Annotated in this window: 18 protein-coding genes and 2 pseudogenes; 8 read left to right on the forward strand and 12 right to left on the reverse strand. The window is 71.0% G+C overall.

What is annotated here, in order from left to right; genetic code table 11:
• Nucleotides 1-38 precede the first annotated feature (38 nt).
• On the reverse strand, nucleotides 39-380 hold the full coding sequence (bldG, locus tag ABIA33_RS30710; RefSeq protein ID WP_030253930.1) for an anti-sigma factor antagonist BldG: 342 nt from the start codon (nucleotides 378-380) through the stop codon (nucleotides 39-41).
• 122 nt (nucleotides 381-502) lie between these two features.
• On the opposite strand from bldG, the gene ABIA33_RS30715 reads away from it, so the two are divergent.
• Entirely contained in the window at nucleotides 503-2,959 is a 2,457-nt protein-coding gene (locus ABIA33_RS30715; RefSeq protein ID WP_370085954.1) for a DEAD/DEAH box helicase, read from the forward strand.
• 62 nt (nucleotides 2,960-3,021) lie between these two features.
• Here ABIA33_RS30715 and ABIA33_RS30720 read toward each other — a convergent pair.
• The 7 genes and pseudogenes from ABIA33_RS30720 to ssd all read right to left on the reverse strand — a co-directional run.
• Nucleotides 3,022-3,405 (reverse strand): annotated as a pseudogene (locus tag ABIA33_RS30720) (Rv3654c family TadE-like protein); the annotation flags it as partial.
• Entirely contained in the window at nucleotides 3,402-3,746 is a 345-nt protein-coding gene (locus ABIA33_RS30725; RefSeq protein WP_370085955.1) for a TadE family type IV pilus minor pilin, read from the reverse strand. The gene ABIA33_RS30725 and the pseudogene ABIA33_RS30720, both read right to left, overlap by 4 nt.
• Nucleotides 3,747-3,831: 85 nt before the next feature.
• Nucleotides 3,832-4,161, reverse strand: a complete 330-nt coding sequence (locus ABIA33_RS30730; RefSeq protein ID WP_370085956.1) for a DUF4244 domain-containing protein — start codon at nucleotides 4,159-4,161, stop codon at nucleotides 3,832-3,834.
• Between the two features lie 78 nt (nucleotides 4,162-4,239).
• Complete coding sequence (locus tag ABIA33_RS30735) at nucleotides 4,240-5,028, reverse strand: type II secretion system F family protein (protein WP_370085957.1); 789 nt, start codon at nucleotides 5,026-5,028, stop codon at nucleotides 4,240-4,242.
• Nucleotides 5,029-5,057: 29 nt separating this feature from the next.
• Entirely contained in the window at nucleotides 5,058-5,780 is a 723-nt protein-coding gene (locus ABIA33_RS30740) for a type II secretion system F family protein (RefSeq protein WP_370085958.1), read from the reverse strand.
• Nucleotides 5,781-6,154: 374 nt separating this feature from the next.
• Complete coding sequence (locus tag ABIA33_RS30745; RefSeq protein WP_370085959.1) at nucleotides 6,155-7,453, reverse strand: TadA family conjugal transfer-associated ATPase; 1,299 nt, start codon at nucleotides 7,451-7,453, stop codon at nucleotides 6,155-6,157.
• Nucleotides 7,450-8,625 carry a septum site-determining protein Ssd gene (gene ssd, locus ABIA33_RS30750; RefSeq protein ID WP_370085960.1) on the reverse strand — a complete coding sequence of 392 codons (1,176 nt, stop codon included), beginning with the start codon at nucleotides 8,623-8,625 and terminating at the stop codon, nucleotides 7,450-7,452. Before ssd ends, ABIA33_RS30745 begins: the two co-directional genes overlap by 4 nt.
• 523 nt (nucleotides 8,626-9,148) lie before the next feature.
• Between ssd and ABIA33_RS30755 the strand changes: the two genes are divergently transcribed.
• The gene (locus tag ABIA33_RS30755) at nucleotides 9,149-10,000 is read left to right on the forward strand and encodes an HAD family hydrolase (RefSeq protein WP_370085961.1); all 852 of its coding nucleotides are present in this window, start codon (nucleotides 9,149-9,151) and stop codon (nucleotides 9,998-10,000) included.
• Nucleotides 10,001-10,498: 498 nt separating this feature from the next.
• Here ABIA33_RS30755 and ABIA33_RS30760 read toward each other — a convergent pair whose 3' ends face one another.
• Complete coding sequence (locus ABIA33_RS30760) at nucleotides 10,499-11,482, reverse strand: oxidoreductase (RefSeq protein WP_370085962.1); 984 nt, start codon at nucleotides 11,480-11,482, stop codon at nucleotides 10,499-10,501.
• A 311-nt stretch (nucleotides 11,483-11,793) separates the two neighbouring features.
• Here ABIA33_RS30760 and ABIA33_RS30765 point away from each other — a divergent pair, with 311 nt between their 5' ends.
• From ABIA33_RS30765 to ABIA33_RS30790, 6 genes and pseudogenes are all read left to right on the forward strand, one after another.
• Nucleotides 11,794-12,801 carry an AAA family ATPase gene (locus ABIA33_RS30765; RefSeq protein ID WP_370085963.1) on the forward strand — a complete coding sequence of 336 codons (1,008 nt, stop codon included), beginning with the start codon at nucleotides 11,794-11,796 and terminating at the stop codon, nucleotides 12,799-12,801.
• Nucleotides 12,802-13,051: 250 nt separating this feature from the next.
• Nucleotides 13,052-13,699, forward strand: a pseudogene (locus tag ABIA33_RS30770) (carbonic anhydrase); the annotation flags it as partial.
• A gap of 201 nt (nucleotides 13,700-13,900) precedes the next feature.
• Nucleotides 13,901-15,859, forward strand: coding sequence for an acetate--CoA ligase (gene acs / locus ABIA33_RS30775; protein ID WP_370085964.1), 1,959 nt, complete (start codon nucleotides 13,901-13,903; stop codon nucleotides 15,857-15,859).
• Between the two features lie 194 nt (nucleotides 15,860-16,053).
• A complete protein-coding gene (nhaA, locus tag ABIA33_RS30780) occupies nucleotides 16,054-17,316 on the forward strand; it encodes a Na+/H+ antiporter NhaA (protein WP_370085965.1) in 1,263 nt (420 codons plus the stop codon).
• 105 nt (nucleotides 17,317-17,421) lie between these two features.
• Entirely contained in the window at nucleotides 17,422-17,865 is a 444-nt protein-coding gene (locus ABIA33_RS30785; protein ID WP_370085966.1) for a phage holin family protein, read from the forward strand.
• 65 nt (nucleotides 17,866-17,930) lie between these two features.
• Entirely contained in the window at nucleotides 17,931-18,884 is a 954-nt protein-coding gene (locus ABIA33_RS30790) for an alpha/beta fold hydrolase (protein ID WP_370085967.1), read from the forward strand.
• Nucleotides 18,885-19,385: 501 nt separating this feature from the next.
• Here ABIA33_RS30790 and ABIA33_RS30795 read toward each other — a convergent pair.
• The 3 genes from ABIA33_RS30795 to ABIA33_RS30805 all read right to left on the reverse strand — a co-directional run bounded on the left by ABIA33_RS30795 (nucleotide 19,386) and on the right by ABIA33_RS30805 (nucleotide 22,510).
• Nucleotides 19,386-20,084, reverse strand: coding sequence for a metal-dependent hydrolase (locus ABIA33_RS30795; protein ID WP_370085968.1), 699 nt, complete (start codon nucleotides 20,082-20,084; stop codon nucleotides 19,386-19,388).
• 256 nt (nucleotides 20,085-20,340) lie between these two features.
• Nucleotides 20,341-21,519, reverse strand: a complete 1,179-nt coding sequence (locus tag ABIA33_RS30800) for a MarP family serine protease (RefSeq protein ID WP_370085969.1) — start codon at nucleotides 21,517-21,519, stop codon at nucleotides 20,341-20,343.
• A gap of 130 nt (nucleotides 21,520-21,649) precedes the next feature.
• Entirely contained in the window at nucleotides 21,650-22,510 is an 861-nt protein-coding gene (locus ABIA33_RS30805; protein ID WP_370085970.1) for a CoA pyrophosphatase, read from the reverse strand.
• Nucleotides 22,511-22,512 lie beyond the last annotated feature (2 nt).

The following is a 22,512-nucleotide window of genomic DNA, read 5'->3' on the forward strand; positions in this document are numbered from 1 at the left end:
GTCGCGACGGCTGGCTCTACCGGTTGGTACCGGCAGGGTCAGTCGGTCGCGGCGACGGCCTCGTCCACAGAACTGTGGATGGGGAACACCTTGGTAAGCCCGGTGATACGGAAAATCTTGAGGATGCGCTCCTGGTTGCAAACCAGACGGAGCGAACCCTCATGAGCGCGTACCCGCTTGAGCCCTCCGACGAGAACTCCCAGTCCGGTCGAGTCCAGGAAGTCCACGCCTTCCATGTCCACGATCAGGTGGTAGTGACCCTCGTTGACGAGCTCGACAAGCTGCTCGCGCAGCTTCGGGGCGGTGTACACATCGATCTCGCCCCCCACCTCGACGACCGTTCGGTCGCCAACGGTACGGGTCGACAGGGACAGGTCCACGGAACCTCCAGCACCTTGCTCTCGCTGCACCACGTCCCGCCGGGACGGGGGACGCACAGCAGCGATGGCATCGTTGCGAATCTTGGCCGATGGCGGGGCAGCTGCCCCGATGCACGGCCGCGATGGCATTCAACCACTTACGACCAGGGCAGCACGACGCCTTGAGGGGAATCTCCACCGGTCTGATGACAGACTTACTGCCGATGAAGCCCCCTCCGGACCCGCCCGCGACCGTTCTCGACAGGCTGACGGAAGCCCGAGGACGGCAAGATCGGCTCACTCATTCGGAGCATCTGCCCGCCCGCCCCGCCCGCTATGCGAACTGGCCGGGAGATCTTAGGCCGGAAGTGGTCTCCGCTATCGAGGTTACCGGAATCGCCCAGCCATGGACACATCAGGCAGAAGCGGCGAGCCTGGCTCTTAACGGACAAAACGTGGTAATCGCCACGGGAACCGCCTCGGGCAAGTCGCTCGCGTACCTCGCACCCGTACTCAGCGCTCTGCTCGACGGCACCGAGGCGCCGAACGGACGCGGCGCGACCTGCCTCTACCTCTCCCCGACCAAGGCCCTGGCCGCCGACCAGATCCGCCGCCTGGGCGAGCTGCGCCGCGCGGGCGGAGGCACCCTCGACCGGGTGCGTCCGGCCGCCTACGACGGCGACACACCGTTCCAGGAGCGGGAGTGGGTCCGCCAGTACGCCTCCCTGGTCCTCACCAACCCGGACATGCTGCACCGGGGCATCCTGCCTGCCCACACCCGCTGGGCCTCCTTCCTGCGCGCGCTGCGCTTCGTGGTGATCGACGAGTGCCACACGTACCGGGGCGTCTTCGGCTCCCACGTCGCCCAGGTCCTGCGCAGGCTGCGCAGGCTGTGTGCCCGCTACGGCAGCGAGCCGGTCTTCCTGCTCGCCTCGGCCACCTCCGCCGACCCCGGTCGCTCCGCCGGCCGTCTCACCGGCCTTCCCGTCACCGAGGTCACCGAGGACGGCTCCCCGCGCGGCGAGACCGTGTTCGCCCTGTGGGAGCCGCCGCTCACCGAGCTCCACGGCGAGCAGGGCGCCCCCGTACGCCGGTCCGCGACGGCAGAGGCCGCCGACCTGCTGGCCGACCTGGTGCTCGACCGCACCCGCACCGTCGCGTTCGTCCGCTCACGGCGCGGGGCCGAACTGGTGTCGGTGATCGCCCAGGAGCGACTGGCTGAGGCGGCGGGACCCGCGACCGCCCGCAGAGTCGCCGCCTATCGGGGCGGCTACCTGCCCGAGGAGCGCCGAGCGCTGGAACGCGCCCTGCACTCGGGCCAACTGCTCGGACTGGCCGCCACCAGCGCCCTGGAGCTGGGCGTCGACGTCGCCGGGCTGGACGCGGTCCTGCTCGCCGGATACCCCGGCACCCGCGCCTCCCTGTGGCAGCAGGCAGGACGCGCCGGTCGGTCGGGCCAGGGCGCGCTGGCCATCCTGATCGCCCGCGACGACCCCCTGGACACGTACCTGGTGCACCACCCCGACTCGCTGTTCCGCCAACCGGTCGAGTCCACGGTGCTCGACCCCGACAATCCCCATGTGCTGGCGCCCCACCTGTGTGCGGCGGCCGCGGAACTCCCGCTCACCGACCCGGACCTGGACCTGTTCGGCCCCTCCACGGCGCTGCTGCTGCCACAGCTGGAAAGCCGCGGGATGCTCAGGAAGCGGGCCGGCGGATACTTCTGGACGCGACGGGAGCGAGCCGCTGACGCCATCGACATCCGCGGCTCCGGAGGCCCCCCGATTCGTATCGTGGAGGCCGACACCGGGCGCCTGCTGGGTACCGTCGACACCGCCTCGGCACACACCTCGGTACACACCGGAGCCGTCCACCTGCACCAGGGCAAGACCTACCTCGTTCGGGAACTGGACCTCGAAGCCGCCGTCGCCCTGGTCGAGGAGGCCGACCCGCCCTACAGCACCGTCGCCAGGGACACCACGGCGATCACCGTGCTGAGCACCGACAGCGAGGTGAAATGGGGCGAGGCCAGACTTTGCTTCGGCTCGGTCGAGGTCACCAACCAGGTCGTCTCGTTCCTGCGCCGCCGACTGATCACCGGCGAGGTGCTCGGCGAGACCAGACTCGACCTGCCGCCGCGCACCCTGCGCACCCGCGCCGTGTGGTGGTGCGTCACGGACGAGCAGCTCGACGCCGCCGGCCTGCTCCCCGAGGAGCTCCCCGGGGCCGCACACGCCGCCGAACACGCCTCGATCGGCCTGCTCCCGTTGTTCGCCACCTGCGACCGCTGGGACATCGGCGGTGTCTCCACGCCGCTCCACCCCGACACCGGGCTGCCGACCGTCTTCGTCTACGACGGCCACCCCGGCGGCGCGGGCTTCGCCGAGCGCGGATACCAGCGGGCCAGGGAGTGGCTCGGCGCGACCCTCGACGCCATCACCGCCTGCGAGTGCGAGCGGGGCTGCCCCTCCTGTATCCAGTCGCCCAAATGCGGCAACGGCAACGATCCACTGGACAAGGCAGGCTCGATCAGGCTGCTGCGCCTGCTGCTGGCCGACACCGGCGTAGCCGCAGCCGCACCGACCGCCCCCTCGGCGTAGAGCGGCCCCGCCCGCGCCCGGCCCCGCGCGGGCAGCAGCCCGACGAACAGCTCACCCGTCACAGGCACCTCCACCGAGACCTCGACCGCACCCGCGCCCGGTCCGCTTTCGAGCACGCAGGACACCACCCGGGCTCGCTGCGCCTCGGCGATCCTGGTGGCCTCGCCGCAGGCGGTTTCCGGCTCCCAGAGCAGCCGACCCGCCGCCGCGAGTGCGGACAGATCCGCGGCCGAGGCCGCACGGTGCCGCGCCGTGACCGCTGCGCCCAGCCCGAGGGCGCCCACGAAGGCACAGCAGCCCAGCATCAGCAGGGCGACCAGCCAGATCGCCGCCGACCCGGCATCGGGCTCCGCATCCCTCCCGCGCCGCCGGGCGATCCGCCGAGCAAGCGTCCTCGTCCTCGTCATCGTCGACGTATTCGTCGCCGTCTTCGTCGCCGTCGTCATCGGGACGCCCCCAACTCCCCAGAGGTGCCCACCTGGCCCGGCTCACGGGCCGCCGTGGCCGTCGACGCGACCCGTAGCGACAGGACACCGCCCAGGCCGCCGGGAGCCCGCGAGAGCGCGGAGACAGCCACCGTGACCGTGTCGTCCTGACCGCTGACGGCAACCGCCGCACCCTGCGGTGCGTTGGCGCGAGCGATGGCGAGGACCTGCCCCTGCGGATCGCCCCGCGCTGCCGCCCGCGCCGCCTCCCGTGCTGCGTCCACGCACCGGACCTGCGCTGCCCCCACCAGCACTCCCCAGACCAGCACCCCGGTGAGCAGTACCAGAACCGGCAGCGCCACCGCCGTCTCCGCTGTGACGTAGCCAGCGTCGGCTACGGCCCGCCGCCCGGCCGACCGCCCGAATCGCATCGCGGGTCGCCCCATCTCAGATCGCCCCGAGCGCCCGGCTGATCAGCGCGGAGAGAGCGGAGGATACGGCTCCGCTCGTGACCACTTTGTAGAGAAGGGCGGCAAAACCGCAGGCCGCGACGGTCCCGACCGCGTATTCGGCCGTGGTCATCCCCGCGTCGGGCCGGCGGCGGGCCAGTCGACACCGGACCAGGTGCAGGCCGTGCAGCATCCAGGCCTGGGCCACCGCGACGAGGAGGGGCAGCACCGCCCTGGTTCGGCGCGCGAACAGTCCACCCAGGGCGGCGGTCGGCTTCACCCTGTCGAACCGGATGTCGAACTGTGTGCGGACCGTAGTGTCGCTCATGATGCCTTCTCCTCAGGATGGTCAGGATGGTGATGACTGCTCAGATCTGATCTGATCTGATGGGTCGGATCAGACGGGTCAGATCTGTACGAGGAAGCTCCCGGCCAGGCCGGTAACCACCGGAACCACGCCGATCAGGACGAACGCAGGGAGGAAGCACAGCCCCAGCGGCGCGGCCGCGAGGACTCCGGCCCGTCGTACCCGGCCCTGCGCCGCCCTGGCCGCCGCTGCCCGGCAGCCCTCGGCGAGACGGGCGAGACCCGCCGCCGGCGGCGCCCCGCTGGCGCCGGCCCGCACCAGGCAACGCCCGAGCGGGGCCAGGACCGGTTCCGCACCGAAGCGGCCCCAGGTCTCCTCCTCGTCCGCTCCGGTCCGGATCTCCGCCGCCACCCTCGCCAGCCTGCTCGCCATCGGATCACCCAGTGCCTCGGCGACCGCCTCGGCCGCCATGGCCGGGGCGCACCACGAGGACAGGCATCCCGCCAGCAGATCTGCGGCGAGCGGAAGTTGGTCGCGGAGGGCCGCGCTCTCGCGTCGCCGTCGACGGTCCTCGGGCGACGGCGGATCGGGCAGATAGCGATAGCCGACGGCGCCCGCCAGGATCCCGAGCAGCAGTCCGCGCAGGTCCGTCACGGAGACAGCCAGTCCGACGCCGAGCAGCAGCGACGTCCCTCCCCTGAGCACCCGCGGAGGCAGCGGCCCGGGTACCCGCAGCCGCATCCGCCTACGCCCCGGCTGCCCCTCCACCGGCATTCCGGCTGCTCGCGCACGGGCCCTGAGCCGGCGTCCGACACAGACCCTGGCACTGCCGAGCAGTGCGGCCGTCACCCCGCTCACCAGTGCGGCGCCCGCCACCCATGAATTCATTTCCGGACCTCCCGTTCGTTCCCGGCCATCTACGCCACCGCCTCCGCGCCTCGGGCGATCCGTGCCGTCCAGATGAGCCCCGCCCACTCCAGCAGGGCGCCGAGCCCCAGGCAGACCAGTCCACTCGGCGTGTGCAGCAGCATGCGCAACGGATCGGCGCCGAGACCTGCACCCAGCAGCAAGCCGAACAGCGGCAGCACGGCCAGGAGCCCCGCCGTCGATCTCGGCCCGGCGAGTTCGGCACGCACACTCTCCTGAAGGGCCCGCTCGGCCCGCAGCCCCTCAGCGACCCGGTCGAGCCCGGCTGCGAGCCCTGCCCCGCTGGACGAGGCCACCTGCCAGCAGGCCGCGATCCCTGCGGCGCCTTCTGCTCCGGGCAGTTCCGCGAGCACCCGGAACGCCTCCGGTACGGCCCCACCGAAGCGCACGGCGGCCAACAGGACGGTGCAGTCCAGCACGGTCGTTCCCGGCTCCGGACCGGACGGGGCCAGGTTCTCCCCGGCGACCATTTCGACCGCCTGGTGCGGTGTCGCCCCGGTCCGCAACTCTCCTGCGAGCGCCGCGCACAGGGCAACCACAACGGTCCGCCGCTGCTCCCTGAGCCGCACCGCCTGTCTCCGCCGGCGCAGCCGTATCGCCGGGACGACCGCGCACGCTGCGGCGACCGCCACCAGCGGGGAGCGCGTCGGCCAGGCCGCCAGCAGTCCCAACGGCAGCAGCAGTAGCTCGGGAGGTGGCGTTCCCCTCGGCACCCCGAATGGCCAGCGGCCACCACGAGCGCCGTGCCCACCACGATCGCCGCCGCCACCACGCCCTCCCCGCCCGGCACGTCCGCCGGTCGCCCTGCTCCGGGGCCAGTGCTTCGGCCGCAGCAGCGGATGGCGCCGGGCCTGGGGTGGAGGTTGAGGTTGGTGTTGGGGTTGGGGCTGGGGTTGAGGTCGAGGCTGAGGCTGAGGCCGCGGAAAGAGCCCCTCCTGTCGCCGCATGGCCGCGTCCCTGCTCGAAAGCCACCAGGCCGCCCAGCCCAGCAGGCAGAGCACCGCCCCCGTAACCGTCGCCCGCACCACCTGGTCGGGCATTCCCAGCACCATGAGTGCCATCCGTCCCATCAGACCTGCTCCCGTCGTCACCGCTCCTCCTCAGTGCAGTCACCGGCGTTGCCGCACATCCGAGTCAGCCGCTCCCATCCGGGCCCGCTCGCCATCCGGCCGTCCGGCCCGAAGCTGACTGCTGCCTCTGTGCCGACCAGCCCGTCCGCTCCCCGTTCCAGGACCCGGATCTCGGCGATCCGCCGCCGCCCGTCGGGTTCACGAGCCATATGCACGACCGCGTCCAGCGCCGCGCCCATCTGGCTGTGCAGGGCCGCGCGGTCCAGCCCGGCCGCTGCCGCGAGCGCTTCGAGCCGGGCCGGCACATCGCCCGCTGCGTTGGCATGCACCGTGCCGCAGCCGCCTTCGTGCCCGGTGTTGAGTGCGGCCAGCAGGTCCAGAACCTCCGCGCCCCGCACCTCCCCGACGACCAGCCGGTCCGGGCGCATCCGCAGCGCCTGCCGGACGAGATCGCGCAGGTCGACGCTGCCCGCTCCCTCCTGGTTGGGCAACCGGCCCTCCAGGCGCACCACATGGGGGTGATCGGGCCTGAGCTCGGCCGAGTCCTCGACGATGACCAGGCGCTCGGTCGGGTCGGCCAGTCCGAGCAGGGAGGCAAGCAGTGTGGTCTTCCCGCTGCCGGTGCCGCCGCTGACCAGGTACGACAGCCGGGCCTTGACCATCGCGCCCAGCAGCATCGCCCCCTGCTGCGGTACGGACCCGGCCCGGACCAGCTCCGGCAGGGTGAATGCCCGGGCCCTGCTGGTCCGCAGCGAGATGTGCGTGCATCCGACGGCGATCGGCGGGAGCACGGCGTGCAGCCGGGTACCGCCGGGGAGGCGGGCGTCCGTCCAGGGGCGGGCGTCGTCGAGGCGCCGCCCCGCGGCGGTCGCCATGCGCTGAGCGAGCGTTCGCACCGCTTGCCGGTCCGGGAACCGGATGCGCGTCACCCGCTCCAGGCCGACGCCTCGGTCCACCCAGACCTCGGCGGGGCCGTTCACCAGCACGTCGGTGACCTGCGGGTCGGCGAGCAGCTCGTCCAGCGGACCCGCGCCGACCATGTCGGACCGCAACTGCCGGACCAGCTCCAGTACCTCGGCGTCGCCGTAGGGACGGCCCTGGGCTCGCAACGCCGCGGCCACCCGCGTCGTGCTGGGCTCCGCTCCGGCCTCCGCGAGCCGTAGCCGTACCGAGTCGAGCAGCGCCGCTCGCTGGGCGGCCACACGGAGGCCGCCCGCACCACCAGAACCACTCGCACCACCCGATCGGACAGCACCACTCGTCCCGCCGACCCCGCCGGCCCCGCCTGCCCTGGCGGCCTCACGACTCGTGCTCATGCGGCCATCCCCGACCCGGCCAGCGCCTCCGTCAGGAAGGCGGAGCAGAAGCGACCAAGCGGTCCCTTGGGCCGTAGCCCGGGCGGTCTGCCGCACTCCAGGTCGGCGACGAGGCCCGGTTCCGCGGCAAGCTCACCGGCCAACGGCAGCATGAGCCCTCGGGCGATCTCCTCACCGGCCATACCGCTGGGCGCGGGGCCGCGCACGACCGCCCGAAGGTCCGTCAGCCGCATCCGGACCGCCGAGGCGACCCGGCCGGAGGCCGTCATCGCACGCAGCTCGGCGGGGATCACCAGCAGCCCCAGGTCGGTCTGGTCCAGCGCCTCAGCGGCGGCCTCGTCGATCCTTCGGGGAAGGTCGAGGACGACCACTCCGCCCCTTCGGCGTGCCGCACCGAGCACCGTGCGCATGGCCGCCGCGGGGATGGTGAGGGCGTCGCCACGGTCCCAACTGAGCGCCGTCAGCGCGTGCAGACGCGGCAGCGACCGCTCCAGCTCCACCGCGTTGACCCGGCCTCGGGAGCCCGCCAGGTCCGGCCAGCGCAGCCCCGCCGCATCCTCCCCGCCCAGCAGCACGTCCAGCCCGCCACCGAGCGGATCGCCGTCGATGAGCATCGCGCGCCGGCCCTCCCGGGCTGCAGTGATCGCGAGTGCGCAGGCCAGGGTGGACGCCCCCGCGCCGCCGCGACCGCCCAGGACGGCGACGGTGAGCGCCTGCGCCCCGACGCCCTCCGCCGCGTCGGCGATCCGGTCGAGCAGCCAGGACTCCGCGTCAGGCAGGAAGATCACATGGCGCGCCCCGAGGACAACGGCCCGCCGCCACACCTCGACGTCGTCGAGATCACTCCCGACCAACAGCACGTTGGGCCGTCGGGTGAGTCCGACCATCCGGTCCGCGACATCGTCGCCGACCACCACCAGGGGCGCCGCCTCCCACACCTGACGGAGCGGCGGTGCTCCGCAGACCACCTGTGGATCAGCGCCGGCGGCTGCGCAGATCCGCAAAAGGTTCTCGATGAGCTGCTCGTCCTCGGTGACCAGCAGCGGCCCGACAGCACCGACCGCCAGCCCGGTCCCAGCGGTGCCGGACTCGGCTGTGCCGATCTCCGCCCTGGCGACCCTCGCCCGGCCGGCGTTCCCTGCGGGTGGTTCCGTGGATGACGTCCCAGTCATGACTGCCTCCCCGTTTCACTATCCACAGTGCTGTGCTGCGGCGTGCCCCAACCGTGCCGCTATTCGAGAGCGGGTCGGCGCAGCGAATCGCAATCTGTGGATAAACCGGGGGGTGTGGAAAACGCCGCCACACCAAGGAATGACTTATGCGTCGTCAGGTTGACGCGACACTGCCCTCAAAGGCACGTGGCGTACGACGGACGCGGATCGCGGGTGCTCCGACCGATCTCAGTGGACCTCCGCACCAGTCTCTACCGATCTCCGCCGATCTCCGCCGGTCTCCGAGCGATCGCCGGCAGGGCTCCGGGAGAAAAGCCGCGGACATGCCCCCGGACATGCGACGACCCCCGCCGGGGGGGAGAGCGGGGGTCGTCCTCCACAGTCCGACTCGGGGGGGAGGAGCCAGACCGGGGCAGCACGGTCGCGAACGATCCGTGACTTCCATGGTGTACCCGAGCCCCTTCTCAAGCAAACCCACGCGCCTCCCTCTTGGGCCGAATGGTGGGCGCATATCCTCGTCCTCGTGGACAACCAGCGCCAGCCCTCCTCAGCGCCCTCCTTCCCGTCGCCCCGGCCGCCCCGAGCAGCCGCATTCTTCGATCTCGACAAGACAGTGATCGCCAAGTCCAGCGCGCTCGCCTTCAGCCGACCTCTCTACCGGGGCGGCCTGATCAATCGTCGAGCCGTGCTCAAGAGCGCCTACGCCCAGTTCGTGTTCCTGGCCGGAGGCGCCGACCACGACCAGATGGAGAAGATGCGCGAGTACCTCTCCTCCCTCTGCCGCGGCTGGAACGTCCAACTGGTCCGCGAGATCGTCGCCGAAACGCTCTACGACCTGATCGACCCGCTGATCTACGACGAGGCGGCCTCGCTGATCGAGGAGCACCACGCGGCGGGCCGCGACGTGGTCATCGTCAGCAGCTCGGGCTCCGAACTCGTCGAGCCCATCGGCGAGATGCTCGGCGCCGACCACGTGATCGCGACCCGGATGGCCGAGGTCGACGGGTGCTACACCGGCGAGATCGACTTCTATGCGTACGCCGGGAACAAGGCCGTCGCGATCCGGGCACTCGCCGAGATCGAGGGCTACGACCTGGAGCAGAGCTACGCCTACAGCGACTCCGCCACGGACCTGCCGCTGCTGGAGGCGGTGGGGCGTCCCTACGCGGTCAACCCGGACCGGGCACTGCGCCGCGAGGCCCAGGCCCGCGAGTGGCCGGTTCTGGTCTTCGACCGACCCGTGCAGCTGAAGCAGCGGAGTTCCTCACTGAGGGTCAGCAGCCGCCCGGTCCTGGCGGCCGCCGCAGTCGGTGCGGCTGCCACCGCAGCGGGACTCGTCTGGTACGCGGCGAGACGCAGGAACACCTCCGCCTAGCGGCCGCCTAGCCGCCGCCCAGCCGCCCGAGGCCTCGATCCAGCCGTCTGACCTGCGGGAACAGCTCAAGGACGGTCATGTTCGCAGGGCCCGAAACCGGGGCAGAAGGTAAAGAAATACGTTCCCGGGTTCCGCTTCTGCGACAACCGCAGTACAAAGGAGGTAGACGGCCCGCGAGACCAGATGGAACCGCAGTCAGGGACCATCAGAGTGTCAGGCCCCACGGACCGAGCACAGCGACCGAGCACCCACGTGCAGCCGACCCGCGATCGGGCCGCCGCAGCCGGCCAACGGACATGAGTTCCAGCCGGATGGGCAAAGAATGGCGCACGCATGGTCACTTGGAACCTGTGCCAGCGGCGGCACCGACTGGTGCCGCCGCACCCTTGTGCGCGGGACTCATGACCCTTGGGCGCACGACTCAGGCATGCGCACCACTGAGGCCCACCGGCTCGGGCGCACGCTCAATTTGTCTGTGCACCACTCAATTGCCCACGGTCAGACCATTCCGCGCTGCATCGCCTCGCACACCGCCGTGCTCTCCCGGACTCCCAGTCGCAGCGCCGCACCGCAGTGCGCGATCCATACGGCCATGCCCTCCGCCGTGCCCGAGGCGTAGCCGCCGAGCGCGTTGCGATAGGCATCCGTGCCCAGTTCCACCAAGCCGACCTCGATCGGGCAGATCGCCTGCGGGTCCAGCCCCTCGGCGATCAGGACGATGCGCTGGGCGGCCCGGGCGACCAGTCCGTTGTGAGCACCGAACGGCTGCAGGGTCATCAGTTCACCGTGCACGACGGCAGCCACGACGAGGGCCGGGGCGGTCAGCGCGTTGGGATGCTTCTTGCCGCCGCGCGAGACCAGCAGCCGGGCAAGCCCGTCGAGCCGGGCGGCGACCTCCTCGGAGCCCGGCGGAGGCGGCAGTTCGAACGACGGGGTGGCCGCGGCCTCCGCGCCGCCGACCTCCTCGGCGACCGGCAGCGGCTTGCCGAAGCGCTCCGGGACGGGCTCGCCGGCCTGGCGTGGCCGACCCGCGAACACACGCGCCTCACCCGTCCCACCCGCCTCGCCGGAGTCGCCCGAATCACCCGAGTCACCCGAATCAGCCGAGTCACCCGAGGCCAGCAGGTGCAGTCGAGCGAGTACCTGCAGCGGCGAGTGCCGCCACGTGCCGAGGAGCTGGCCCGCCTCGGCATTGACGCGCAGCGCGCCGCCGACCGTACGGGCCTCCGGATCGGATCCGAAGTCGCTGCGCCGGCGGACCTCTTCCAGCGGCCAGTCCGCACCGTCGAGCGCCGCCGAAGCGCGCGCGCCGCGCAGGGCGGACTCGGAGGTGACCTCGGCGGCGCGGCGACGCATGACCCGATGCCCGTACAGGCGGTCGACGGCGCGGCGGGTGTCGGCGACGGCCTCGGTCACGCCCGGCAGCTGCGCGAGGGCGGCCAGGGGATCGTCGGACGGCGGCGCCGTCGATGGAGTGCTCACGGCACCGAGCGTACGTAACGGGCCCCGGGACCCGCCGCTCGGGTCGCTCGAAGTGCGGCGCGCCGAGACGGCTGGGCGAAGCAGCCGACAGACAGCACTCAGCGCGGGGCCGTCGGCACCCAGCGCGGGGCCGTCGGCTCGGGCTCCGCGGCGCTCTCACCCGAAAGAGTCAACACTCCACCAAAGCCGATCACTCGTGCCCCGCCAGTCGCTACCATGTCCACTATCGGAGACGATAACTATTCCCAATAAGCGTTCCCCGACACGTCACTCCTCAAGCCACTGCGGCCCCGAACCACCCGGAGTTCCCTATGAAGATCGCCTTCGTCGGCAAGGGCGGCAGCGGCAAGACCACTCTCTCCTCCCTCTTCGCCCGCCACCTCGCCACCGCCGGGGCGCCGGTGATCGCGGTGGACGCCGACATCAACCAGCACCTTGGCACCGCGGTCGGCCTGTCGGACGAGCAGGCGGCGGCACTGCCGTCCATGGGTGCACACCTACCGCAGATCAAGGAGTACCTGCGCGGCGGAAATCCGCGGATCGCTGACGCGGCGTCAATGATCAAGACGACTCCGCCCGGTAGCGGCTCACGCCTGCTCAGGATCACCGAGGACAACCCGGTGTTCGCGCTGTGCGCCCGCGAGTTCACCGTCGACGGGGCGGTCCTGCGGCTGATGGCCACCGGGGCGTTCACCGAGGAGGACCTCGGCGTGGCCTGCTACCACTCCAAGGTCGGCGCGGTCGAGCTGTGCCTGAACCATCTGACGGATGGCCCGGGCGAGTACCTGGTGGTGGACATGACGGCGGGTTCGGACTCCTTCGCCTCCGGCTTGTTCACCCGCTTCGACATGACCTTCCTGGTCGCCGAGCCCACCCGCAAGGGCGTCTCGGTGTACCGCCAGTACCGGGACTACGCCGCCGACTTCGACGTGAACCTCCGGGTCATCGGCAACAAGGTGCAGCACGAGGACGACGTGGCCTACCTCCGGGAAGCCGTGGGTGACGACCTGCTCGCCGTCTTCGGCCAGTCGGAGTGGGTGCGGCGCTCCGAGCAGGGGCGGGCCCCCCGGCTCCGCGAGCTGGAGCCGAAGAACCACGGCGTGCTGCAGACCATGCACGAGGCCGTGGACGCCTCCTACCTGCAACGGAACTGGGTCCGCTACACCCAGCAGATGGTGCGCTTCCATCTGCGCAACGCCGAGAGCTGGGGCAACGCCAAGACCGGGACCGACCTCGCCGGCCAGATCGACCCGGACTTCGTCCTTCGCGAGGACGACCTTGCTCCGGCGGAGGCACGGGACACCGCCCTCGCCCTCTGACGCCGGCACACCGACGTCCGGCCGGCGCACCGACGTCCGGCCGTCCGCCCCGCGACGTCCAGCCCCGCACCCGACGTCAGACCGCCCACCCGGGTGAACTTCAGAGGCCACGGCCTCCAAAAAGGTAAAGGATTCATTACTCTTCATTTACCGATCCTTGGTTACCCGTGGCACACCCCCGCCGCGCTCATGTCCGCCGCCTTCCCAGGAGACGCGACCCATGCAGAGCACCGGCATGTCCTACAAAGCACACACGCTCCTCGGCGGGGTCCGGGAGTTCCAGCAGCACACCGCCCCCGGACTGCAGCCCGAACTGGCCCGCCTCGCCCGCGAAGGGCAGTCCCCCTCCCAACTGTTCATCACCTGCGCCGACTCGCGGCTGGTCCCCAATGTGATCACCAGCAGCGGCCCCGGCGACCTGTTCACCGTCCGCAACATCGGCAATCTCGTCCCGCCGCCGGACGATTCGGTCGCCGCCGCCATCGAGTACGCGGTGGAGATCCTGCAGGTCCGCACGATCACTGTGTGCGGACACTCGGGCTGCGGCGCGATGCAGTCGCTGCTTCGCGGCGCGCACCGCCGCGACGGCCTGGCCCGCACGCCGCTCACCCGCTGGCTGCGGCACGGCCAGGACTCGCTGCAACGCGTGCGCCATTCCCCCGCACGGGTCCGCGGCGCGGCGCCGTCGGCCGACCCGCTGGAGCGGCTGTGTCTGACGAACGTCGTGCAGCAGCTCGACAACCTGCGCTCGCACCCCTCCGTACGCCGCGCCCTCGCGGCCGGAACCCTGCGACTCGCCGGACTCTACTTCGACTTCGCCACAGCACAGGCGTACCTGCTCGCCCGCAACGGACGTACCTTCAGCCCCGTTCGGCCGCGCCTGGAGTCCGTGGCCTGACGTGCACTGACCTGGCCTGCACCGGGAGAATGTTCGCCGAAAGGGAAAACGGACAAAGGTCTACACCAATTTGCCGAGTGCTCTTGTCAGCGCGCTCGCATACTGGTGAGCTAGGTCCACGACATCTCTGGGTCGGCGGGGCAGAACGGGACGCTCGCGCCCCCCTCAGAACCACTAGGTCAAAACTCCGAGGAGTGCGCAGTGAGCAGCAATGAGAGCCTGGCCAACCTGCTCAAGGAAGAGCGTCGATTCGCCCCGCCTGCTGAGCTCGCCGCCGCCGCCAATGTCACCGCAGCCGCCTACACCGAAGCCAAGACCGACCGGCTCGCGTTCTGGGCGACCCAGGCCCGCCGACTGAGCTGGGCCAAGGAGCCCACCGAGACCCTCGATTGGTCCAACCCGCCGTTCGCCAAGTGGTTCGCCGACGGCGAGCTGAACGTCGCCTACAACTGCGTCGATCGCCACGTCGAGGCCGGCAACGGCGACCGGGTCGCGATCCAGTTCGAGGGCGAGCCGGGCGACAGCCGCGCCATCACCTACGCCGAGCTCAAGGACGAGGTCTCCAAGGCCGCCAACGCCCTGACCGAGCTGGGCGTGGTCAAGGGCGACCGGGTCGCCATCTACATGCCGATGATCCCGGAGGCGGCCGTGGCGATGCTCGCCTGCGCCCGCATCGGCGCCGCCCACTCGGTGGTCTTCGGCGGCTTCTCCGCCGAGGCCGTCGCCTCCCGCGTGCAGGACGCCGACGCCAAGCTGATCATCACCGCGGACGGCGGCTACCGTCGGGGCAAGCCCGCCGCGCTCAAGCCCGCCATCGACGAGGCCGTGCTCAGCTGCCCCCAGGTCGAGCACGTCCTCGTGGTGCGCCGCACGGGCCAGGACACGGCCTGGACCGAGGGCCGCGACGTGTGGTGGGACGAGATCCTTTCCCGTCAGTCCACCGAGCACACCCCGGAGCCGCACAACGCCGAGCACCCGCTGTTCATCCTCTACACCAGCGGGACGACCGGTAAGCCCAAGGGCATCCTGCACACCACCGGCGGCTACCTCACCCAGGCCGCCTACACCCACCACGCGGTCTTCGACCTCAAGCCGGAGACCGACGTCTACTGGTGCACCGCCGACATCGGCTGGGTCACCGGCCACTCCTACATCGTCTACGGGCCGCTGGCCAACGGCGCCACCGTGGTCATGTACGAGGGCACCCCGGACACCCCGCACCAGGGCCGCTTCTGGGAGATCATCCAGAAGTACGGCGTCACCATCCTCTACACCGCGCCCACCGCCATCCGCACCTTCATGAAGTGGGGCGACGACATCCCCGCCAAGTTCGACCTGTCGTCGCTGCGGATCCTGGGCAGCGTCGGCGAGCCGATCAACCCCGAGGCGTGGATCTGGTACCGCGAGCACATCGGCTCCGGCCGGACGCCGATCGTCGACACCTGGTGGCAGACCGAGACCGGCGCCATGATGATCAGCCCGCTGCCCGGCGTCACCCACACCAAGCCGGGCTCGGCGCAGACCCCGCTGCCTGGTATCTCCGCCACCGTGGTGGACGACGAGGCACACGAGGTGCCCAACGGCGGCGGCGGCTACCTCGTCCTGACCGAGCCGTGGCCGTCGATGCTGCGGACCATCTGGGGGGACGACCAGCGCTACCTCGACACCTACTGGTCCCGTTTCGAGGGCAAGTACTTCGCCGGCGACGGGGCGAAGAAGGACGACGACGGCGACCTGTGGCTGCTCGGCCGGGTCGACGACGTGATGCTGGTGTCTGGCCACAACATCTCGACCACCGAGGTCGAGTCGGCCCTGGTGTCGCACCCCAAGGTCGCCGAGGCGGCCGTGGTGGGCGCGACCGACGCCACCACCGGGCAGGCCATCGTCGCCTTCGTGATCCTGCGCGGCACGGCGCACGACAGCGACAGCCTGGTCGGCGAGCTGCGGGACCACGTCTCCAAGGTGCTCGGCCCGATCGCCAAGCCCAAGCGGATCCTGACGGTCAGCGAGCTGCCGAAGACCCGCTCCGGCAAGATCATGCGCCGCCTGCTCCGCGACGTCGCTGAGAACCGCGCGGTGGGCGACGTCACCACGCTGGCCGACTCGACGGTCATGGACCTGATCCAGACCAGGCTGCCGAGCGCCGCCAGCGAGGACTGAGGCCTCTCGGTCGACAGCTCGGTCGACGGCTCGGTCGACAAGCTCGGTCGACAGCCTCCCGCTCAACGCCGAAGGCGGCTCCCGCGTCCAGCGGGGGCCGCCTTCGGCGTACTCACCATGCCCTCCGGTTCGAGGCACCGATAACATCGGACAAAAGTTACATACGATCCATCTGCCCCCGGAGGAGCCCGCGCGTGAGTGACGGCCCCACGCCCCGACGCCAGTTCCTCGGGCGGCTGCCCCTCCCTGAGCGCGCCTTCCTCGCCGACGCTCTGCGCGCCGAAACGGTCGGCGGCATCCTGCTGCTCGTCGCCGCCGTGATCGCACTCATCTGGGCCAACTCCTGGCCTGCTGCCTACCAGAGCGTCCTCAACCACACCGTCGGTCCGCACGGACCGCTGCACCTGGACCTCACGCTCGAGACCTGGGCCAACGACGGCCTGCTCGCGGTCTTCTTCTTCGTCGCCGGGATCGAGCTCAAGCGCGAGCTCGTGGCGGGCGAGCTGCGTGATCCCAAGGCCGCCGTGCTGCCCGTGGTCGCCGCCGTCTGCGGCGTGGTCCTGCCCGCGATCGTGTACACGGTCGTCAACAGCGGCCCGGGCGGGCACCCTTCGGGCTGGGCCATCCCGACCGCCACCGACATCGCCTTCGCCCTGGGCATCCTCGCCATCGTCGCCACGCACCTGCCCTCCGCGCTGCGGGCCTTCCTGCTGACCCTGGCGGTCGTCGACGACCTGATCGCGATCCTGATCATCGCGATCTTCTACAGCCACGGCATCAAGCTCTGGGCGCTGGGACTGGCCGTACTCGGCCTGGTCCTCTTCTACGTGCTGCACCGGATGCGGGTGCACGGCTGGTACCTCTATGTCCCGCTGGCGTTCGTGATCTGGGCGCTCATGCACGAGAGCGGCATCCACCCGACGGTGGCGGGCGTCGCCATGGGCCTGATGCTGCGCTGTACCCGGGATCCGGGCGAGGAGCACTCCCCGGCGGAGCACATCGAACACCTGGTGCGGCCGTTCTCCGCCGGGTTCTGCGTCCCGGTATTCGCCCTGTTCGCAGCTGGGGTGTCGGTCAACCCCGGCGCCGTAGCGGCGGTGTTCACCCAGGCCTCGCCGCTGGGCGTGGTGCTGGGCCTGCTGGTCGGCAAGACCGTCGGCATCTTCGGCGGAGCCTGGCTCGCCGCTCGCTTCACCAGAGCGGAGCTCAACCCTGACCTCGAATGGCGCGACCTCTTCGCGGTCTCGGTGCTCGCCGGCATCGGCTTCACCGTCTCCCTGCTGATCTCCGAGCTGGCCTTCGCGCACGACCCGGCCCTCGCCGCGCACAACAAGGCGGCCGTCCTGGTCGGCTCGCTGATCTGCGCCGTGATCGCCACCGTGCTGCTGCGGCTGCGCAACCGCAGCTACCGGCTGCTGTGCGAGGAGGAGGACGCAGAGCAGGCCGTTGCCGCGTAGAGCGCAGGCCGGGTGGTGCGCTGCCGCAGACAGGAGGCATGATCTGAGACAGTGACATGACGACACGACAAGACGCCGTGACAGGACGACCGGAGGAGACGCCCGATGTCAGCTGCTGACAGGTCCGAGGCCGCTGGAGCCGAACGCACGGTGGGCCAGCTGTTCGCCTCCGCCACCGCCGACCTGTCCGCGCTGGTGCACGACGAGATCGCGCTCGCCAGGGCCGAGATCATGAAGGACGTCAAGCGGGGGGCGTTCGGTGGCATCGCCGGCGCCATCGCCGCGGTGATCGCCCTGGCCTCGATCCCCATGTTCAGCTTCGCGGCCGCCTACGGCATCCACTCGACCGGCCTCGGCCTGGTCTGGTGCTTCCTGATCACCGGCGGAGCGTTCGTGTTGATCGCAGCGCTGGCCGGACTCCTGGCGTCCCGCTTCTTCAAGAAGGTCTCCGCGCCGGAGCGCACCATCGCCTCCTCCAAGGCCACCATGGACATGCTGAAGGGCGCAAAACCGCACCCGGCGGACGCCACCAAGGCACTCACCAGGTAGTCACGCGGCCCGATGCCCGAGAGCCTCTGAAAACGACCTTGCCGTGAATGTGACACGCTCTCCACATGTCGTCTGACTACACCCCCGGTGGATCCCAGAGCTCCGCCGAAACCTTCGATCCGCGGATCGACGGACCGTGGACCCACCGCGACGTGTCCGCCAACGGCGGGCGCTTCCACATCGCCGAACACGGCGAGGGACCTCTGGTCCTGCTGGTGCACGGCTGGCCGCAGTTCTGGTGGACCTGGCGGGACCAGCTCACCGCACTCGCCGAGGGCGGTTTCCGCGCCGTCGCCGTGGACCTGCGCGGCGTCGGCGGCAGCGACCGCACCCCGCGCGGCTACGACCCCTCCAACATGGCCCTGGACCTCACCGGGATCATCCGCTCCCTGGGCGCCTCCGACGCGGCACTGGTCGGCCACGACTGGGGCGGTTTCCTGGCCTGGACGGCGGCGGTGATGCGCCCCGCGCTGGTACGCCGCCTCGCCGTGGTCTCCAGCGCGCACCCCCGCAGGCTGCGGCGCGCGCTGATGAGCGACCGCCGCCAGATCGCCGCCGCCGACCACCTGCTGGGGTTGCAGCGGCCGTGGGTGCCGGAACGGCAACTCGTCGCCGACGACGCGCGAGTGGTCGGCGACTATCTGACCGAATGGACCGCTCCGGGCCACCACCCCGACGAGAAGACCCTGCTGGTCTACCGTCAGGCCATGCAGCTGTCCAACACCAGGCACAGCTCCATCGAGCCGTACCGCTGGCTGATGCGCTCCATGGGCCGTCCCGACGGCCTGCAGTTCGCGCGCCGGATGCGCCGAACCGTGAAGGTGCCCACGCTGCACCTGCACGGCGCTGCGGACCCGGTGCTGCTGACCCGCACCGCGGCGGGTTCGGGCGAGTACGTGGAGGCGCCGTACCGCTGGCGGCTGCTGGATGGGATCGGACACTACCCGCAGGAGGAGGACCCGGACGGGTTCTCCCGAGAGCTGATCAACTGGCTGCGCGACCCGGAGCCCGACCGCTGACGCCCCGGCGCCGGGCGCACGCCCGCGCGACGTACGCCGGGCCCGCCTGGGCGCCGGGCCGCCGGACGCACGCCTGGGCGCCGGACGCACGCCTGGCCGCCGCATATCTGCCAACCACCCTCAGAACGGCCGTTCGGCAGCGGATCCGGTCATGTGTGCCTGCGTTGAGCGGGCAAAGACGTTAAAGAGGAGCACAGTTAGCCAATTGGGCTGCCCGCACGGGATTACCGCGCCTCCCGTGCGGGCACTGCTCTAGCTATGAGCTGGATGCACGACCGCGCCCTCGCGCCCCGTTCCCGTCGCCGCTCGCCTCAGCAGACAGCGGCCATGAGCTCGCTCGGCAGCTCCCCCGGAGCCGCCCCCGAAGGATCCGCCAGATTTGTGGTGCTCCTCGAAGCAGGACACGTTGGCATACCCCGCATCATCACGCGCCGCGCGCGCTGGGTCACCTCCCGGCTGCGGCAGCGCTGAGAAGCGCGGCAAATAAGCGCAGGGGCGCTGTCAGAGCGCGTGCGGCGAGAGCGCGGTGAACCAGAGCAGGGCGACGGTCCCCAGTCCCATCAGGGGAACGAGTATCTCCGTCTCCAGCCTGTTGCCGCTGCTCTTGATCACGACGATCTCATAGCGGTTCCTGATCGGCCACAGCCACGGCGCACCCTGCTTGGTGATGGAGTCGCCGAGCAGGTGCGCCACGCAGCCAAGACCCACGGCGTAGGGCAGCCAGCCCGGCGCCGAGGGGATGAACTTGGCGATGACGCCCGTGCCGATCAGCGACATCGCCACGATGGTGCCCCAGGCGGAGAAGCCGTGCCCGGGCGGGCAGAGGTTCAACGCCCGTACGGCGAGGGCCAGCAGGAAGAACGTCATGCCCAGGGTGAAGGGGCGCCCGAGGTAGCTGACGCCGGCCCAGGTCCCCGCCGTCATGAACGCCACGAAGAACAGCGAGTGCGTGGCATGGCGATGGCCGCCGGAGATCCAGGCGACGAAGCGGCACAGCAGCTTCGACACCGGGCCGAGGAAGTTGGCGATCGTCCCGTCGTGGTGGTCCAGGTCGGGCAGCAGGGCCGCGCCGGCGCACAGCACCGTCCCCATCAGGATCTCCGCCGGGCTGAGGTGATGGTGCATCACCAGTGGTGGCAGGTACGGCGCGGTGGCGGCGAAGAGCAGCGCCCCGCTCACCGCGTGCGAGTGACCCATCATGGTGTGTCGTCCTCCCCCTCGTTCCGACGGCACCTTGATCCGTTCGGCTGAAGCGCCCCAGACGCTACCAGCAACGACCGACAACCCCACCCTGACGGGCGATCACCACTGTCCGGCCACCGGTACAGCCGCGACCCGGCACCGTCGGAGCGCGGCACGATCCGAGCGAAGCATGATCCGAGCGCGGCACGATCCGAGCGAAGCATGATCCGAGCGCGGCACGATCCGAGCGAAGCATGATCCGAGCGCGGCGCGGTCAGAGCGCGCAGGCCTCGCTGTCCACCCGCTGCGTCGCCGAGGCTCCCTGGTCCGCGTCGGCGCGGATCTCGTCCACGGTCAGCGCGTACCCCGTCTGCGCGTCGTCCAGGGACTTGGCGAAGACCACCCCGTACACCTGCCCGTTGGGAGTGAGCAGCGGCCCGCCGGAGTTGCCCTGGCGCACCGTCGAGCGGAGCGAGTAGATGTCCCGGCTGACCGTGCCCCGGTGGTAGATGTCGGGGCCGCTGGCCTGAAGCCGACCGCGGACGCGGGCCGCCTGGACGTTGAAGGGGCCGTTCTCCGGGAAACCCGCGACGATCGCGTCCGCGCTGGTGTGCGCCTCGCCCGCGAAGCCCAGCGGGGTCGCGTGCAGCTCGGGCACGTCCAGTACGGCCAGGTCGCGCTTCCAGTCGTACAGCACCACCTTCGCCTCGTAGATCCGGCCGCCGAGCTGCACGGTGGGCGCGGAGACCCCGCCGACGACGTGGGCGTTGGTCATCACCCGCTGCGGCGCGAAGACGAACCCGCTGCCCTCGATGACCTTGCCGCAGCTGGCCGCCGTACCCACCACCTTGACGATGCTGCGGTGTGCCTGGACCACGGCGGCGCTGCTCGCCAGCGCGGGATCGGGCGGCGGGACATCGGTGATCGGCTCGTTCTGGAACGGGTTGAAGACCTGCGGGAAGCCGTTGCGGGCCAGCACCGAGGTGAAGTCGGAGAACCACTGGGGGGCGCTGGCCGGCAGCGCCTTCTGGACCGTGCCGAGCACCTTGGAGGTGCGTACCTCGTGGGCGACGGTCGGCAGCGAGGTCCCGGCGAGGGCCGAGCCGATCAGCCAGGCGACCAGCAGCATCGCCACCACGTTGACGACCGAGCCCCCTGCCGCGTCCGCCAGCCGGGCCCGGCTGCGGTCGATCGGACCGCGCAGTTTCCAGCCCCAGTGGGTGGTGAACGCCTGCCCGACCGAGGCGAAGACGATCACGACGACCACCGCGACAACGGAGGACACCGTGCCCGCCGGGAAGTGCGTCAGCAGCAGCGGCAGCAACTGGACGGCGATCAGGCCGCCGCCGAGGAAGCCGACCAGCGAGAGCACGCCGACCACGAAGCCCTGCCGGTAGCCGGAGATGGCGAATCCGATGGCGGCGACAAGCAGAAGGAAGTCGAGGACGTTCAAGGCAGCTTCCTGAGCGGGTGGAGGAGCAACGGTCCACCTTCCCATGTGGGAGCTGCGAGCACGTGCCCCCTACGTAGGAGCTTGTCTCCTTCTCACGTCCAAACGATCCTCTTTGGTTCCCCGCTCGCGGCTACGCGGTCGCGTCGCGCCGCCTGGCCCGGTCGCGGTCGGCGGTGGCGAGGAACACAGCGTCCTCGGAGAGCTCGATCTCGCGGCTGGTGTCCCAGGGCTGCTCCAGGCCGCCGTGGTGCAGGATCCGGTCGATCAGCCCGGCGGTGAAACCCCAGACCAGACGGCCTTCGACCAGGAACGCGGGGCCGCGGAAGCCGCTGGGGTGCCGCAGCCGGGCCCGCCGCTCCGGGTCGGCAAGCTCGGCGAGCGGCACCCGGAACACCGCCGCGACCTCCGCCTGGTCGACCGGAGCGACCGGGCTCGGCGACCGCCACCAGCCCAGCACCGGCGTTACCACGAAGTTACTGACGGGAATGTAGAGGTCGGGCAGCACGCCGAAGACCTGCACCCCGGCGGGGTCGAGGCCGGTTTCCTCCCATGCCTCACGCAGCGCCGCGTTCACCGGGCCGGGGCCGAGTGGATCGCCGTCCTCCTCGTCCAGCGCACCGCCGGGGAAGGACGGCTGTCCTGCATGGGAGCGTAGCGAGCGGGCACGTTCGATCAGCAGCAGGTCGGGAACTCCGTTTCCGACCTGGTCGGCGCGGGTCTCGCCGAACAGGACGAGCACCGCGGAGCGGCGACCGCCCTCGGCGGGCGGCAGAAACCGGCTGAGCTGCTGCGGTTCCAGCCGCTCGGCGGCGTCCCGGATCGGCAGCAGCCAGTCGGGCAGGCCGTCGCGAGCGATCCGTGCGGAGTCCGTCTGCGCAGGTACAGCCCCGTCCTGCTCCCCGCCGGAGCCGGAGCCGATACCCGTGCCCGTGCCCGTGTCGGTGCCCGCGTCGCCGGTCGACTCCTGCTTACCGCGCTCCGCTGCCGCCATCC

The organism is Streptacidiphilus sp. MAP12-16 (genome assembly GCF_041262165.1).
Lineage (GTDB): Bacteria > Actinomycetota > Actinomycetes > Streptomycetales > Streptomycetaceae > Streptacidiphilus.

Coding starts and splice junctions, on each gene's coding strand:
- ABIA33_RS30715 (WP_370085954.1), top strand. CDS start 503: ATGGCATTCAACCACTTACGACCAGGGCAGCACGACGCCTTGAGGGGA.
- ABIA33_RS30730 (WP_370085956.1), bottom strand. CDS start 4,161: ATGAGCGACACTACGGTCCGCACACAGTTCGACATCCGGTTCGACAGG.
- ABIA33_RS30735 (WP_370085957.1), bottom strand. CDS start 5,028: ATGAATTCATGGGTGGCGGGCGCCGCACTGGTGAGCGGGGTGACGGCC.
- ABIA33_RS30745 (WP_370085959.1), bottom strand. CDS start 7,453: ATGAGCACGAGTCGTGAGGCCGCCAGGGCAGGCGGGGCCGGCGGGGTC.
- ssd (WP_370085960.1), bottom strand. CDS start 8,625: ATGACTGGGACGTCATCCACGGAACCACCCGCAGGGAACGCCGGCCGG.
- ABIA33_RS30765 (WP_370085963.1), top strand. CDS start 11,794: ATGAAGATCGCCTTCGTCGGCAAGGGCGGCAGCGGCAAGACCACTCTC.
- ABIA33_RS30785 (WP_370085966.1), top strand. CDS start 17,422: ATGTCAGCTGCTGACAGGTCCGAGGCCGCTGGAGCCGAACGCACGGTG.
- ABIA33_RS30790 (WP_370085967.1), top strand. CDS start 17,931: ATGTCGTCTGACTACACCCCCGGTGGATCCCAGAGCTCCGCCGAAACC.
- ABIA33_RS30795 (WP_370085968.1), bottom strand. CDS start 20,084: ATGATGGGTCACTCGCACGCGGTGAGCGGGGCGCTGCTCTTCGCCGCC.
- ABIA33_RS30805 (WP_370085970.1), bottom strand. CDS start 22,510: ATGGCGGCAGCGGAGCGCGGTAAGCAGGAGTCGACCGGCGACGCGGGC.